The organism is Arthrobacter dokdonellae, assembly GCF_003268655.1.
Classification (GTDB): Bacteria; Actinomycetota; Actinomycetes; order Actinomycetales; family Micrococcaceae; genus Specibacter; species Specibacter dokdonellae.
Genome location: NZ_CP029642.1, coordinates 1,583,642 through 1,597,901 on the forward strand (window position 1 = coordinate 1,583,642; position 14,260 = coordinate 1,597,901).

General features: G+C 64.9%; 9 protein-coding genes. 3 read left to right on the forward strand and 6 right to left on the reverse strand.

The genetic code is table 11. The features are described from left to right. Positions 1-98 precede the first annotated feature (98 nt). The 6 genes from DMB86_RS07020 to rfbB form a co-directional block, all read right to left on the reverse strand. Positions 99-5,120 (reverse strand): DUF4082 domain-containing protein, encoded by a 5,022-nt coding sequence (locus DMB86_RS07020; protein WP_113717150.1) that lies wholly within the window; start codon positions 5,118-5,120, stop codon positions 99-101. Between the two features lie 158 nt (positions 5,121-5,278). Continuing rightward, positions 5,279-6,496 carry a Dyp-type peroxidase gene (locus tag DMB86_RS07025; protein WP_113717151.1) on the reverse strand — a complete coding sequence of 406 codons (1,218 nt, stop codon included), beginning with the start codon at positions 6,494-6,496 and terminating at the stop codon, positions 5,279-5,281. A gap of 13 nt (positions 6,497-6,509) precedes the next feature. Continuing rightward, complete coding sequence (locus DMB86_RS07030; protein WP_113717152.1) at positions 6,510-7,712, reverse strand: EfeM/EfeO family lipoprotein; 1,203 nt, start codon at positions 7,710-7,712, stop codon at positions 6,510-6,512. Continuing rightward, complete coding sequence (gene lhgO / locus DMB86_RS07035; RefSeq protein WP_113717153.1) at positions 7,709-8,914, reverse strand: L-2-hydroxyglutarate oxidase; 1,206 nt, start codon at positions 8,912-8,914, stop codon at positions 7,709-7,711. The genes DMB86_RS07030 and lhgO overlap by 4 nt, the downstream gene beginning before the upstream one ends. Beyond that, positions 8,911-10,275 carry a sugar nucleotide-binding protein gene (locus tag DMB86_RS07040; RefSeq protein WP_113719394.1) on the reverse strand — a complete coding sequence of 455 codons (1,365 nt, stop codon included), beginning with the start codon at positions 10,273-10,275 and terminating at the stop codon, positions 8,911-8,913. The genes lhgO and DMB86_RS07040 overlap by 4 nt, the downstream gene beginning before the upstream one ends. Positions 10,276-10,328: 53 nt before the next feature. Next, complete coding sequence (gene rfbB / locus DMB86_RS07045; protein ID WP_113717154.1) at positions 10,329-11,363, reverse strand: dTDP-glucose 4,6-dehydratase; 1,035 nt, start codon at positions 11,361-11,363, stop codon at positions 10,329-10,331. Between the two features lie 52 nt (positions 11,364-11,415). Between rfbB and rfbA the strand changes: the two genes are divergently transcribed. The 3 genes from rfbA to sufU all read left to right on the forward strand — a co-directional run bounded on the left by rfbA (position 11,416) and on the right by sufU (position 14,241). Continuing rightward, on the forward strand, positions 11,416-12,276 hold the full coding sequence (rfbA, locus tag DMB86_RS07050; protein ID WP_113717155.1) for a glucose-1-phosphate thymidylyltransferase RfbA: 861 nt from the start codon (positions 11,416-11,418) through the stop codon (positions 12,274-12,276). A 172-nt stretch (positions 12,277-12,448) separates the two neighbouring features. Beyond that, entirely contained in the window at positions 12,449-13,762 is a 1,314-nt protein-coding gene (locus DMB86_RS07055) for a SufS family cysteine desulfurase (RefSeq protein ID WP_227878644.1), read from the forward strand. A 5-nt stretch (positions 13,763-13,767) separates the two neighbouring features. Beyond that, positions 13,768-14,241, forward strand: coding sequence for a Fe-S cluster assembly sulfur transfer protein SufU (gene sufU, locus DMB86_RS07060; RefSeq protein WP_113717156.1), 474 nt, complete (start codon positions 13,768-13,770; stop codon positions 14,239-14,241). The last annotated feature ends 19 nt before the right edge of the window (positions 14,242-14,260 follow it).

Genomic DNA, 14,260 nt, shown 5'->3' on the forward strand with positions numbered 1-14,260 from the left:
ACGCCGTCGTAAGGATTAGGAGGCTAACTGCCATCCACGAGGCACGCCGCAATTTCTGCTTTCGAGAATTATTCATGCGATTCAAGTTGGCCGAACCTTCAATAGCTTGTGAAATTGACGTCGACCCAGTAATTGGATTTGTTCCAGGTGTTGGTAGGAAAGGCCGCGTTGCCGTAGTTGTAGACCCCGTTTCCACCGTCGGTGCCGTCCGCGAGGCCGTGCAATGGTCCGGTGTCCTTGCTGGCAGTGAAGTAGTTGCTATCAGCGGCATATATTCCGTTAGGTGCGTAATAGGACACGATGTAGGTGACACCCGCGGAGATGGCGATGGGGCTGGCGAAATTCGCCTGTTGCCATCCGCTGGCCGTCTCACCGGTGAAGGTGAGGGAGCCGAGCAATGAACCGGTGCCGCTCCACAGGTAACCGGTATGGGTTCCAGTGTTTGCGGTCCCCTTGTAGAAGCGGATGCCGGTGACGTTGCCGGGGACGTCGGAGCGAAATTTCATTCCCAGTTCAACGGCGTTGCCGTCGGCGGTGTTTGGTGTGGTCGGTATGGCCGTGGGACTGAAGACACTGCAGGGGCATGCTGGTGCGGTGCCCGTTGTGAAAGACCACGTGTACGGGGTTGCCATGCTCTGGCCGGTGCTGTTGGTCGCTCCCGAGACGGTGGCAGAGTAGACGGTGCTGTAGGCCAGCCCAACCGTGGGGGTAAAGGTGGCGGTGTTTGTGGACGTGTTGTAGTCGATGGAACCGGCTACTTTCGTACCAGAGGCGTCCTTTAGGGTAAACGTAATACTTGAAGCGGTCACCGCCTGGCTGAACGTAGCCGATGGGGCCGCTGTGACGATGCTACCCGTGGCGTTATTGGCGGGAGTAACTCCAGTCACGGACGGCGCAGGCAGGGCCGTGGCGCTCATGACGACGTCGACCCAGTAATTGGTTTTGTTCCAGCTGCCGGTGGGGAAGGCTGCGTTGCCGTAGTTGAAGACGCCGTTGCCGCCGTCGGTTCCGTCCGCGAGGCCATGCAATGGTCCCGTGTCCTTGCTGGCACTGAAGTAGTTGCCGTCGGAGGAGTAGTTTCCGTTGGGAGCATAGTAGCTGACGATGTAGGTGACACCCGCGGAGATGGCGATGGGACTGGCGAAATTCGCCTGTTGCCATCCGCTGGCGGTCTCGCCGGTGAAGGTGAGGGAGCCGAGCAACGATCCGGTGCCGCTCCACAGGTAACCGGTATGGGTTCCAGTGTTGGCGCTCCCCTTGTAGAAGCGGATACCGGTGATGTTGCCAGGTGCGTCGGAGCGGAACTTCATTCCCAGTTCAACGCCATTCCCATCGGCGGTGTTTGGTGTGGTCGGTATGGCCGTGGGACTGAAGACACTGCAGGGGCACGCGGACGCCGCGCTAGTGGTGAAAATCCATGTGTAGGGCGTTGCCATGCTCTGGCCGGTGCTGTTGGTTGCCCCTGAGATGCTCGCCGTGTAGGTAGTGCTGTAGCCCAGTGATGTGGTCGGTGTGAAGGTGGCTGTATTTGTTCCGGGGGCGTACGAAGTCGTGCCGGGAACCTCGGCGCTGGCCGCGTCCTTGAGTGTAAACGTCACGCTGGACGCTGAGACGTTCTGGCTGAAGATCGCGGACGGGGCAATTCCTGGGGAGGTTCCGGTGGAGTTATTGGCTGGCGTGGTGGACGTCACCGTCGGCGCAGGCGGTGGTGCCGTAGTGCTAAACGACCAGGTTACGGGGGCTGCCATGGTTTGGCCGGTGCCATTGGTGGCCCCGGAAACGGTTGCCGTGTAGGCGGTGGTGTAGTTCAAGGGTGAAGTGGGTGTGAATGTGGCCGTCTTGGTCGCGGTCGCATAGCTCATGGTGCCCGAGACGGAAGTTCCGGCGGCGTCCATCAGCGAGAAGGCAATACTTGATGGTGCGACGGCCGTGTTGAACGTCGCCGATGGTGTCGTGGATATCGCGACACCGTTGGCGTTATTAGCTGGCGCCGTGCCCGTCACTGCCGGGGCCGGCGGAGGCGCCGCCGTGGTGAAGGTCCAGATATATGGTGCGGCCATGCCTTGGCCGGTGGCATTGGTGGCACCAGAGACGGTGGCTGTGTAGGTGGTGCTGTAGGCCAGGGATTCGGTTGGGGTGAAGGTGGAGGCGTTGGTGGCGGCGTTGTAACTGGTGGTGCCGGGCACTGATGCGCCGGCTGGATCCTTGAGTGCGAATGTCACGCTGGCTGCTGTGACTGCCTGGCTGAAGGTAGCGGATGGGGCAACGCCCGGGGATGTTCCCGTTTCGTTGTTGGCTGGCGTCGTGGCGGTCACATTCGGGGCAGGCGGAGCTGCCGTGGTGGAAAAGGACCAGCTGTAGGGAGCAGCCATCGTTTGGCCGGTCGCGTTGGTGGCCCCGGAGACGGTGGCGGTGTAGGAGGTGCTGTAAGACAACGGTGTTGATGGGGCGAAAGTGGCGGTGTTGGTGGTGGCGTTGTAAGTCGTGGTGCCGGTGACGGTTGCCCCCGCGGAATCCTTGAGCCCGAACGCCACGCTTGATGAAGTGACAGCCTGGTTGAACGAGGCGGAAGGCGCCGCTGATATCGCGACGGATGTGCCTCCCGGCGCAGGCGTCGAGGAGGAGACTGCCGGGAGGGCAGTGCTGGTTGGACTAAAAATCACATCCACCCAGTAATATTCTGCTTGATAGATTCCTGACGGGAACGTCGACTTGGACGCATAAACGTAGAAGCCGTTTGGATTCGTCGCCGTGCTGCGGTTGAAGTGCAGGGGCGGGCTGTCCGCGCTGCCACTTCCGGCTGGCATTGGCGAAGGGTTCGGGTAGAAGTAACCGGAATCCTGGGCGTAGTGGCCCTGAGGTGCGAAGTAGGAAACGACATAGGGCGTGTTGGCCGTGACATCCAGTGGCTTGCTGAATATTGCCGTCTGCCAGCCGCTGGCAGACTCACCCGTGAAGGTGGCAGTGGCCAGCAGCGCTCCCGACGCGGACCACACGTTGCCCACGTGCGTTCCCCTGTTCGCCGTCGCCTTGTAGAACCGGACTCCGGAAATCGTGCCCGTGACGTCGGAAGTGAACTTGGCTCCGACTTCTACGGAGTTTGCGTCACCGGAATCGGGTGCGGCGGGGGCCGTACCGGTGCCGACCAAGCTGCAGGGGCATGTGATGGCCAAGGCCCGGCCTGGGCCAGGTACCTCCAGATTGGCGCTGTCATCGGTGGCGCGCGTCCTGATGGTGGTGCCCGGGTAGCCGTGCGCAGCCTTCCAGGTGTAGGTCCAATTCGTGGTTCCGGTGGCCGGGTGCCATGTCTTGCCGCTGTCGGTGGAGACCTCGACGCCGGCAACTACACCGCCGCCGGAATCGGCCGCCGTGCCTGTAATGGTTACAGTCGAACCATCCGCAACGGAAGTGCCGGTAGCCGGAGTGCTTACGGTCGAAACGGGGGGTGCGGTGTCAGTTGACGCAGCACTGACGACTATCCCGGCCATGGGCGTCGCTGGCTGGATCTTCATGTCGGCGAGCAGGTTGACGGTTGCCTGCTGCATATTGGAATCCGTGGACGCACCAGTCGTAAAGTTATTCAGCCCCCAGGACCATTGCACTGTCCCGGCACCGAAGACCAAGGCTCCACTGGCCGCCTTGTACAAGGTCAAGCTGTGGGTGGCCGTTCCCGGTGCCACGTTAGTTCCGTAGTCTGTAAAGACCTGAGGGGCGTCGTATGTGGTGGACGACATGTCGATCAGGCCGGCCGGCCGGAAACCATCGTCCGCGTCGACGTCCCATTCGTATCCAAGCGTTCCCAAGCCGGCGCCGAGCGTAAGAGATTGTGTGCCCGTGAGTTTGGCCACGGCAGTATTTCGCCACAGCCGCAGGTTGCTGTACTGTGCCGGAACTTTTATGTCGGTGGTCCCACTGTTGACAAGGAACAGTTGGCCGGTGAGCGCATTTTGTGGATTCCCTCCTCCAGTCGCCGTTCCAAATCGAGGGTCAACCCACGTACCTGTCCATTCGACAGGGTCCGTGGGTGTATTGAAGTGGGTGTCTTTGTAGGCAACAAGTGTTCGGTTGGGTGTCGCTGTTCCCGCTTGGCTGCCTTCCCATCGTGTCCGCCAAAAAACCTCGTTGCCACTGAAAAAGGCGAGGTTCACTCCGTGGTCGCGGGCATACTCCACGTTGGTCCGCTGCTGGCCTGACCAATACTCGTCGTGTCCCACAGACAGGAATGTCTTGTGGTTGAGGAGCAGGGAACCGCGGGTGCCTGTATCAAGCCCCGAGATATAGCTCACGTCATAGCCATTTTGTTCCATGAACATGATCATCGGTTCTTCGGCGTATAGCACCCAGCTGTGTCCGGAGTCGTCCAGGGCCGTGTGAAATGGCCGGTTGTAGGAAACCTTGAATGCTGCCTTGTATCCTTGAGGATTGCCCGGTGGGCACGAAACCGTGCACTGGTACAGGCTATTGCCGCCGTACGTGTTGTAGGCCTGCCAGGTTTCGTCTGAAGTTTGGAAGACAACGTCGGACGTGCTGGCGTCGTTGCGCACCACGAACGGAATGACCGATGCTCCGCCGGTGTCGGTGCGGACGAGTCGCGCGAGGTAGACGCCGGAAACTGCGGTGGCAGGAACCGCCCACGACGCCGACACGGCCCAGTTGCCGCAATCGACCAGCCCCGTGGCAGAGAATTGTTGGCAGGCGGGCTGGGACTGGGGCAGAGTGGCCGTGGGCAGGATGTTGGCTGCCACCTTCCGTGCGCCCAGCCCCTGGTAATAGCCGAGCCGATAAATGTTGATGGTGTAGGCCTTGGCCGGAGTGCTGACCTTGAATTGCTCGGTCTCCCCAACATTGACGCTCATCGCAGTGCCATAGCCTTGGATCGTTGAGTCGCCTGCGCCCGAGACAGCCCACTCGCTTTGGGGCGAGCCCGGTTTGCTGTTTTCGCATGCAATGGCGCTGGCGACGGGTGCGGCACAGGGATCCGACGCGGCAACTGCCGCGGGAAGCATGGACGCCACGGGTGCTGCCGCTGCGGGCAGGAAAACGACGACGAGCGCCAAAATAGACGGGAGCACCGCCCACCTGAGCGCCGCAGGCAGGTGAAGCACGTTCTTTTTTTGCATGACAGACCCAACTGTGCGACCGAAACTCTTCACGTTGGCTCCACCCTAGGGCGGTAAGTGAGGCGATCTCCAGAGTACTGACTACTTGACTATTGCCGGCACTACTTGCTTTCCCGTACGCGTTACTTGGTTTCCGGAACAACGGTGCAGGAACACACCTACTTGAACAGGCCCGCACCCAGGACGCCATTGCCGGTGACTCCGGGCAGGCCGATGAAGTACTGGCCGCCGAATGCCTGGATGTAGTCGGTCATCGGCTCGCCAGCCAGCCGCTCCTGAACCGCCTCAAACTGCTTTTGGATGTTGGCCTGGTAGCACGCAAAGATGAGACCCACATTTTGGTTGCCCGTCGGGTCCTGGCCAAGGACGTAGTTGTACCCACGGCGCAATAACCTGGTGCCGTCAGACGAGGGTGTCCGTGGATTGGCCAGCCGTATGTGCGCGGCCAGCGGGATGACAGCGCCGTTGGGGTCTTTTGCATACTGCGGCGTGTCCCTTTCCAAGGAGCCGTCCAGCGGCGCCCCGGAATCGCGGCGACGGCCGATCATCGTGTCTTGCTCATTGACGGAAACGCGGTCCCAAAATTCGACGAGCATGCGGATGAGCCGGACCACGATGAAGGTGCCGCCGACGGCCCACTCCGGCTGCCCGGAACCAGGCGTGATCCACACAAGCCCATCCCGCTCCGAGGGGTTCGCGATCCCGTCCTTGTAGCCGAACAGGTTTCGCGGGGTGCCGGACGGGCGGGGAGGCGAGACAAAGCCGTTGATCTGCCACTGGGGCTGGATCCAGGCACGGGTGTGCCGGGTGATGTCCCGGAGGGCATGGTGCACAGTATCCGGTGAGTTGGCACAGATCTGCAGGAGAACGTCTCCGCCCAGCCAGGCCGGGTCGGCAACGTCGTCCGGGAAGATGCGCATGGGACCCAGACCGTGCGGTTTCATCGAGGCGAGACCGAACCGTTTGTCGAAGGCGCCGTGGCCCAGCCCGACGGTCACCGTCAGCCCGTCAGACGGCATGGCGGGTCCGAGCACGCCGGAATCCGCTGGTGGCGCGCCCGAACCGGCAGGAGTTGGAGTGCCGCCGGCAGTGAGGATCCGGATACGGTCCGTGACGGCCTGCAGCAACGCCTTCAACCCTGCCTTGTTCGTGGCAGTCAATGCGAAGACGGCAAAAGTAGAGGCAGCCTGTGGTTTGGCCGGAAGATACACCCCGGCCTGGTGTTCCCCTTCAAAGGGGAATGCTGCCGCCGCACCCTCGGCGTGTGCGGGGGGTGCTGCCGCAGCAATTGCCGCGGCAGCGGCAGCCGCCGTTCCCGTGGTCAACGCGCCGCGCAGGAAGTCCCTGCGCCGGGAGGGTATGGATTCCGGTGACATGCCTGAGCCCTTCCTATTCACTGCCTTGTGGCAGTGCGAGTAATTGGGGTACGTCCGCCAGTGCTTCAAGGGCGGAAGAAACCGCTGCGTTGACGGACCGGCGCTGGCTTGGCGTGGCGTCGGCGAGGGTGATCCAGGAATTGTTCCTGTGGAGTGGTGCCAGAGCGGTGTTGACGGCATTGAGCGTGGCGTTGATGGTGGCCGTGATGCCCGGGCGGCGGGACTCCAGCGGTCCGGCCAAGTCCGCGACCGTTGCGCGGGTGGCCAACACATCCGCCGACGTGATCGCGAACGCCATGCCGGCTCCTTGGTCGTCCTGTCCCGACAGCGTGTCACGCAAAGTGTCTTCCAGAATTTCGTGGGCACGGAGCGGCAGCGAGCCGGGGACAAGCGGCAGCGTACGCAGCTGCCCGGCAAGGTCGGCCACGTCTTTTTCCAGTTTGACCGCCACCTCATTCAGCGCCTGTGCGGACTCCCCATGGTAGAGCCCGTATTCGATGCGTCCCAGGCCGGTAAAATCCGGATCGTTCGCCGGCGCCAGTGCAGGATTGCGAACGCCCTGTATGTTGCCCCCGGCATCACCGAAACTGCCATAAGCTGCGCCGAGTCCAGCCCAGGTTTGGCGTGCATCCAGCCAATAAAGGCGGGCTGAAGCAAGGTCGCCGGCCGCCAGGGCCGCCGTGAGCCCGCGCAACTGCGGGGCCATGGTCCCAAGCGTCTGCGAGGCATACCGAAGATAAAGACTGTTGGACTGCTGCAGTTCACCCGAGGAGGCCTGCTTGATGGCAGGAGTGTCATCCGAAGAGCCCTCGCCGGTGACGACGAAGGGAACGGAGATTGAGCGAACCTGGCCTCCCTGAAGGCACTGGAAGGAATAGCTGCCGGGACCCAGCACTGCGCGTTCATTCAAGGAGGAGCCGGGCCCAAGAATCACCGATCGAAACAAGGTGCCGAGGCCAGGCTGCTTGACGAGGTAAACCTCCGTCGGCCACGTGGATTCGTTCCGGAGCGTGAACGTGACAGGTCCCGTGGACCGTGCTCCGGCTCCGGATCCGCACGCGGCGTCGCTCACGCTGATTACGGCCGTGGATTGGTCAGGGGTGGCGGTAGGCTCCGACCGTGCTCCCGTCGCAGCAATGGCAATGACAGCGGCGGAGGCAACCACCGCCACGCCCGTCGCGATCCATTGCCGTCGGAGCGTCACATCCTGGTTCATTCGACCAGCCTCGCCGCGGCCTGCCGCACAATGTGCTCCGCGATCGCCAACGACGACGTCGCCCCCGGCGACGGGGCGTTGCGCACGTGCAGGATGCGCCGGCTGCCGGTGATGACAAAGTCGTCCACCAGGCTGCCGTCGGCGTTCATCGCCTGGGCGCGGATGCCGCGGTGGCCGGGAACGACGTCGGCCATGGCCAGCTCCGGCACATAGGCCTTGGCCTCACCCACAAAGGCGCGCCTGCTCAGCACTGTGCGCACCTCGCGGACCGCGGCAGGCATGTTCCCGGCGGCGAAGCGCCAGAATCCGGGGAATCCGGCCACGTCGGCCAGGTCGCCCGGGGAGAACTGCCGGCCGCGGTAGGCCTCGCGCCCGCCAGCCAGGAAGGCGTTGGGGCCAACCATGACGGCCCCGTCCACGCGCTTGGTCAGGTGAACGCCCAGAAACGGGTACCGCGGATCGGGCACCGGGTAGATCAACCCGTTGACCAGGCTGCTTCGTTCGGGCCGGAGCAGGAAGTACTCGCCAAAGAACGGCACGATCCGGGGTTCCCTGGCGTCCCCCGATCTCTTCGCCAGCCGGTCCGACTGCAGCCCCGCGCAGTTGATGACAAGGTCAAAGTCCTCCAGCCCGGAATCCAGTTCAACCTGCACCCCAATGCCGGATTCCACCACTCCGCGCACCAGGCTGTTCAGCCGGACCACCCCGCCGCCCTCCGTGAACTCAGCGGCCAGGGCGGCGGTGACCGCACGGTAGTCGGTAATGGCGGTGGTGGGGGAGTGAAGCGCGGCGACGCCCACCGCATGCGGCTCGATGTCGGCCAGCTCGCTGCCGTCAACCATGCGGACGTCCGGCACCCCGTTCGCAACGGCGCGCCGGAAGATGGCTTGCAGCCGCTCCAGCTCCACCGCGTCCCGGGCCACCACCACCTTGCCGCATTCCTCAAACGGGACATCCCGCCGGGCCGCAAGGTCCCGCAGCAGGCCCACGCCGCGGCGGCACAGCGTGGCCTTCAGCCCGCCGGGCTCGTAATAGAGCCCGGCGTGGACCACCCCGCTGTTGTGCCCCGTTTGGTGAAAGGACAGCTCGGCTTCCTTTTCAAACAAGGTCACTTCCGACGCCGTACCGCCCAGCAGAAGTTCCCTTGCCACGGCGGTGCCAATGATGCCTCCGCCGACGACGGCGGCACTGCCCGTCCTCACGGCTCCCGCCGTGCGCTGAGGTACTGGGCGAGGCGTTCGTGGGCGGGGGGCGGCATGAATCCTGTGTCCTGGAGTTTGGTGAGGTTCAGCGTGGAATGGGTGGGGCGGGGTGCGGTGTCGGGTTTGTCGGCGAAGTACTCGGCGGCGGGGATGCCGGTGACGTGGTCGCGGGGGTGGCCGAGGAGTTCGTAGACGTCCCCGGCGATGTCTGCCCACGTCTGGACGGGTCCGGCGTTGGAGATGTTGTAGGTGCCAAAGGGGGCCCCGGTGGTGAGCAGGTGGTGGATGGCGGCGGCGAGGTCTTCGGTGAAGGTCAGCCGGCCGTATTGGTCGTTGACCACGGCCGGTCGGATGCTCCGGCCGGCGAGGGAGGCCATGGTGGCGACGAAGTTGCTGCCCTCCCCGATGACCCAGCTGGTGCGCAGGATGTAGTGCCGGGGCGTGGTGGCCGCGGCGGTGTCCCCGGCGGCCTTGGACTGGCCGTACACGCCCAGGGGGGAGAGGGGTTCGTCCTCGTCGTGGACGTCGATGGTGCCGTCGAAGACGTAGTCGCTGGAGACCTGGACCAGGGTGGTGCGGTGAACGGTGCAGGCCCGTGCCAGCGTGGCGACGGCGGTGGCGTTCACGGCCCACGCCGCCGCGCGCCCGGCCGGGGTTTCGGCCTCGTCCACGGAGGTGTACGCCGCGGCATTGATGACCGTGGCGTAGCGGGAGAAATCAATCCCGGCGAAAGGCTCCGCAGCGGCGAGGTCAAGTTCGGTGCGGCTGCGGAAGTCCACATCCGCGTCGCCCCGGTACAGCTTCTCCAAGGCCCGGCCGAGCTGGCCGTTGGCGCCCAGGACCAGGGTGCGCTTCCCGCGCATGGGCTCCACCTCGGCGAGGCGGGGATGGGTGCGGTCCTTTTCGGAGACCTCCGCGGACTCCAGCGGGATGGGCCAGGCGATGGCGGCGGTCTCATCGGCCAGGTTCAGGAAGGTGTACGTCGCCTCGGGGGACCAGTGGGCGTTGACCAGGTACGTGTAGGCGGTGTTGTCCTGCAGCGTCTGGAACGCGTTCCCGACACCGGCCGGGACGAAGATGGCGGTGGAGGGATCAATGACGGCGGTGAAAACGGTCCCGAACGAGTCCCCTTCGCGCAGGTCCACCCAGGCGCCGAACACGGACCCGGTGGCGACGGAGATGAACTTGTCCCACGGCTCGGCATGGATGCCGCGGGTGGTGCCGGCCGTTTCGTTAAAGGAGATGTTGTTTTGCACCGGCCCGAAATCCGGCAGCCCGGGGCCGGCCATCTTCTCCCGCTGCCAGTTCTCCTTGAACCATCCCCGGTTGTCCCCGTGCACGGGCAGGTCAAAAAACACCATGCCGGGAATCGGCGTCGGGCGGGAGCCGAGCGGCTTGGAAAACTCCAGGGAATTCACCGGCGGCCCGCCCCACCGGCGGGTGTCTGGACCTGTTCGCCCTGGCGGGAGTATTTGGCTTCCGTGGCGGCCTTTTGCGGCCGCCACCAGGCCTCGTTGGCCCGGTACCAGTCAATGGTCGAGGCCAGCCCGGCGTCGAAATCGGCACGGGCAGGGACCCACCCGAGTTCGGTGCGCAGCCGGGTCGGATCGATCGCATAGCGCAGGTCGTGTCCGGGACGGTCGCTGACATGGTCGTAGTCGCCGGCGTCCCTGCCCATGACGGTAAGGATCCGCTCGATCACATCCTTGTTGTTGTGCTCGCCGTCGGCACCGATCAGGTACGTCTCCCCGGCCACGCCCTTGTCCAGGATGGCCAGCACGGCCGAGGAATGGTCGTCCGCGTGGATCCAGTCCCGCACGTTCGCACCCGCCCCGTACAGGCGGGGCCGGATCCCGTCGATCACGTTGGTGATCTGGCGCGGAATGAACTTCTCCACGTGCTGGAACGGGCCGTAGTTGTTCGAGCAGTTGCTGATCGTCGCCTCGATCCCGAACGAGCGCACCCACGCCCGCACCAGCAGGTCCGAGCCGGCCTTCGTGGCCGAATACGGGCTCGAGGGGTTGTAAGGCGTTGATTCCGTGAACCGTTCCGGGTCGTCGAGTGCCAGGTCCCCGTAGACCTCGTCGGTGGAGATGTGGTGGAACCGGGTGCCGTGCCGACGCACCGCCTCCAACAGCGTGAAGGTCCCCACCAGGTTTGTCTGCACAAACGGCGACGGATCCGCCAGGGAGTTGTCATTATGGGACTCCGCCGCGTAATGGACCACCGCGTCCGCCCCAGCCACCAGCGAATCCACCAGGACGGCGTCGCAAATGTCCCCCTCCACCAGGGTGAACCGGCCCGCGTCCAGCCCGGCCAGCGACGCCCGGTTCCCCGCATACGTCAACTTATCCAGCACAGTCACCGCACAATCCGTGTGGGCCATGGCATAGTGGACAAAGTTGGACCCAATAAAACCGGCCCCGCCGGTCACCAAAAGTCTCTGCATGAACCCCAGCGTAGCGCCGAGCTGCCCAGGGGCCGGGAAAGGTCGGTAACAAATGCGCGGAATTATTCTCGCCGGGGGCACCGGCTCGCGGCTTCACCCGATCACCCTGGGCATCAGCAAGCAGCTGGTGCCCGTCTATGACAAGCCGATGATCTACTACCCGCTCTCCACGCTGATCCTGGCCGGCATCCGGGACATCCTGATCATCACCACCCCGCACGACGCCGAACAGTTCCAGCGCCTCCTGGGCGACGGGTCCCAATTCGGTGTCAACCTCACGTACCGGCAGCAGCCATCCCCTGACGGGCTGGCCCAGGCGTTCATCCTCGGCGAGGAGCACATCGGCCACCAGACCGTGGCCCTGGTCCTCGGCGACAACATCTTCTACGGCCCGGGCCTGGGCACGCAGCTGCAAAAGCACGAATACCTCAGCGGCGGCTCCATCTTCGGCTACTGGGTCAAGGACCCCGCCGCCTACGGCGTGGTGGACTTCGACGCCGCCGGCAAGGTGGTCTCGCTGGAGGAAAAACCGGCGAACCCCCGCAGCAACTACGCCGTGCCCGGCCTCTACTTCTACGACAACGACGTCGTCAACATCGCCAAGGAGCTCAAGCCCTCGCCCCGCGGGGAACTGGAAATCACCGACGTCAACCGCGCCTACCTCGAACGCGGGGACCTCCAGGTCCAACTGCTGCCCCGCGGCACGGCCTGGCTGGACACCGGAACGTTCAGCGACCTCAACGACGCCTCGACCTTTGTGCGCACCGTGGAGAGCCGGCAGGGCCTGAAGATCGGGGCGCCGGAGGAAGTGGCATGGCGCCAGGGCTTCCTCAGCGACGACGACCTCCGCCAGCGCGCCGAAAAACTCGTCAAAAGCGGGTACGGCGCGTACCTGCTGCAGCTGCTCGGCTGACGCTGCTGGCGTGACCTGACGACACCCGGAGCGGGATGCGTCGAATCGGTGCGATAATTAAGTGCGTTGGACGTGACTTATTTGCCACCGGCCGCGAAGCCGGCGACGACCAGGCCACCATCCCGCTGCCCGGCCGGCCCCGGTCCGGCACCGCACTTAAGGAGCAGGCGTTTTGGCATTGACATCCGCTGACCACTTCCATGACGGGCCCTTGACGGATGCCGAGGTGCGCCGCATCCGCAACGACTTCCCCATCCTCGACCAACAGGTCAACGGCAACACGCTGGTTTACCTGGACTCCGGGGCAACGTCGCAAAAGCCTCTCAGCGTGATGGAAGCCGAGCAGGAGTTCTACGAGCAGCGCAATGCCGCCGTGCACCGCGGAGCCCACACGCTCGCCGTCGCCGCCACGGACGTCTTCGAGGACGCCCGCGCCACCGTGGCCGCGTTCATCGGGGCGGCGGAGAACGAGCTGGTCTGGACGGCCAACGCCACCGCCGGGCTGAACCTGATCGCCTACTCCTTCGGCAACGCCAGCGTCGGCGACGTGGACAAGCAGGCGCGGCAGTTCGCCGTCGGCCCCGGCGACGAGGTGCTGGTGACCGAGATGGAACACCACGCCAACCTGGTCCCGTGGCAGGAACTGTGCCGGCGCACCGGCGCCACGCTGACATTCATTCCCATCATGGAAGACGGCCTGCTGGACATGGAGGCCGCGGCGGCCCTGTTCACCTCCCGCACGAAGGTGTTTTCCTTCACCCACGTCTCCAACGTCACCGGTGTCATCAACCCCGTGGTGGAGCTGACCCGCATGGCGCACGACGTCGGCGCCCTGGTGGTGCTCGACGCCTGCCAGTCCGCCCCCCACCTGGCCCTCAACGTCAAGGCACTGGACGTGGACTTTGCGGTGTTTTCCGGCCACAAGATGCTCGCACCCACCGGGATCGGCGCCGTCTACGGCCGCGCCGCGCTGCTGGACGCCATGCCCCCGTTTTTGACCGGCGGCTCCATGATCACCACCGTCACCATGGATCGCGCCGGCTACCTGCCCGCCCCCCAGCGCTTCGAGGCCGGCACGCAGCCCATCTCGCAGGCCGCCGCCTTCGCCGCCGCCGTCAACTACCTCAGCGAGACCGGCATGCAGCGCGTCCACGACTGGGAGGCCTCGCTGGGCCAGCGCATGGTGGCCGGGCTGGAGGCCATCCCCGGCATCCGCGTGCTGGGCCCTTCCGCCGGCACGGCCCGCGCCGGCCTGGCCGCCTTTGAGGTGGACGGCGTCCACGCGCACGACGTCGGGCAGTTCCTTGACGCCGCCGGCATCGCGGTGCGCGTGGGCCACCACTGCGCGCAGCCCCTGCACCGGCGGCTCGGCCTGCGCGCCTCCACCCGCGCCAGCGCCTACCTGTACAACACCACGGATGAGGTGGACGCGTTCCTGGCCGCAGTGGCCGGCGTGCGTCCCTACTTTGGAATCACGGGAGCCTGAACCCCATGAGCGCATTGGATTCGCTGTACCAGCAGATCATCCTGGAGCAGGCCAAGGCCCGCACCGGCGCGGACCTGCCCAACAACCAGCTGGCGGGGGACCACCTGCCGGCCGGGACGGGGCAGTGCCACCAGCTCAACCCCGTGTGCGGGGACGAGATCACGCTTCGCGTGGAGACGGAGGGCAGCGGGGACCACAGGACGGTCTCGGGCATCCACTGGGCGGGGGACGGATGCTCCATTTCGATGGCGTCGGCCTCGATCCTCAGCGAGCTCGTGGTGGGCCTGGGCGCCGGCGAGGTGCAGGAGCTGATTGGGAACTTCCGCGAAGTCATGCGCTCCCGCGGCAAGCTGACGGCCGACGAGGAAGTCCTGGGCGACGCCGCGGCGCTCTCCGGAGTCTCCAAGTTCCCGGCCCGGGTCAAGTGCGCCATGCTCGCCTGGGTCGCCGCGGAGGACGCGCTGAAGCAGACGGTGTAGCGGGACACCGCCACGGCGT

Coding starts and splice junctions, on each gene's coding strand:
- DMB86_RS07020 (WP_113717150.1), bottom strand. CDS start 5,120: ATGCAAAAAAAGAACGTGCTTCACCTGCCTGCGGCGCTCAGGTGGGCG.
- DMB86_RS07025 (WP_113717151.1), bottom strand. CDS start 6,496: ATGTCACCGGAATCCATACCCTCCCGGCGCAGGGACTTCCTGCGCGGC.
- DMB86_RS07030 (WP_113717152.1), bottom strand. CDS start 7,712: ATGAACCAGGATGTGACGCTCCGACGGCAATGGATCGCGACGGGCGTG.
- DMB86_RS07040 (WP_113719394.1), bottom strand. CDS start 10,275: ATGGTGTTTTTTGACCTGCCCGTGCACGGGGACAACCGGGGATGGTTC.
- rfbB (WP_113717154.1), bottom strand. CDS start 11,363: ATGCAGAGACTTTTGGTGACCGGCGGGGCCGGTTTTATTGGGTCCAAC.
- rfbA (WP_113717155.1), top strand. CDS start 11,416: ATGCGCGGAATTATTCTCGCCGGGGGCACCGGCTCGCGGCTTCACCCG.
- sufU (WP_113717156.1), top strand. CDS start 13,768: ATGAGCGCATTGGATTCGCTGTACCAGCAGATCATCCTGGAGCAGGCC.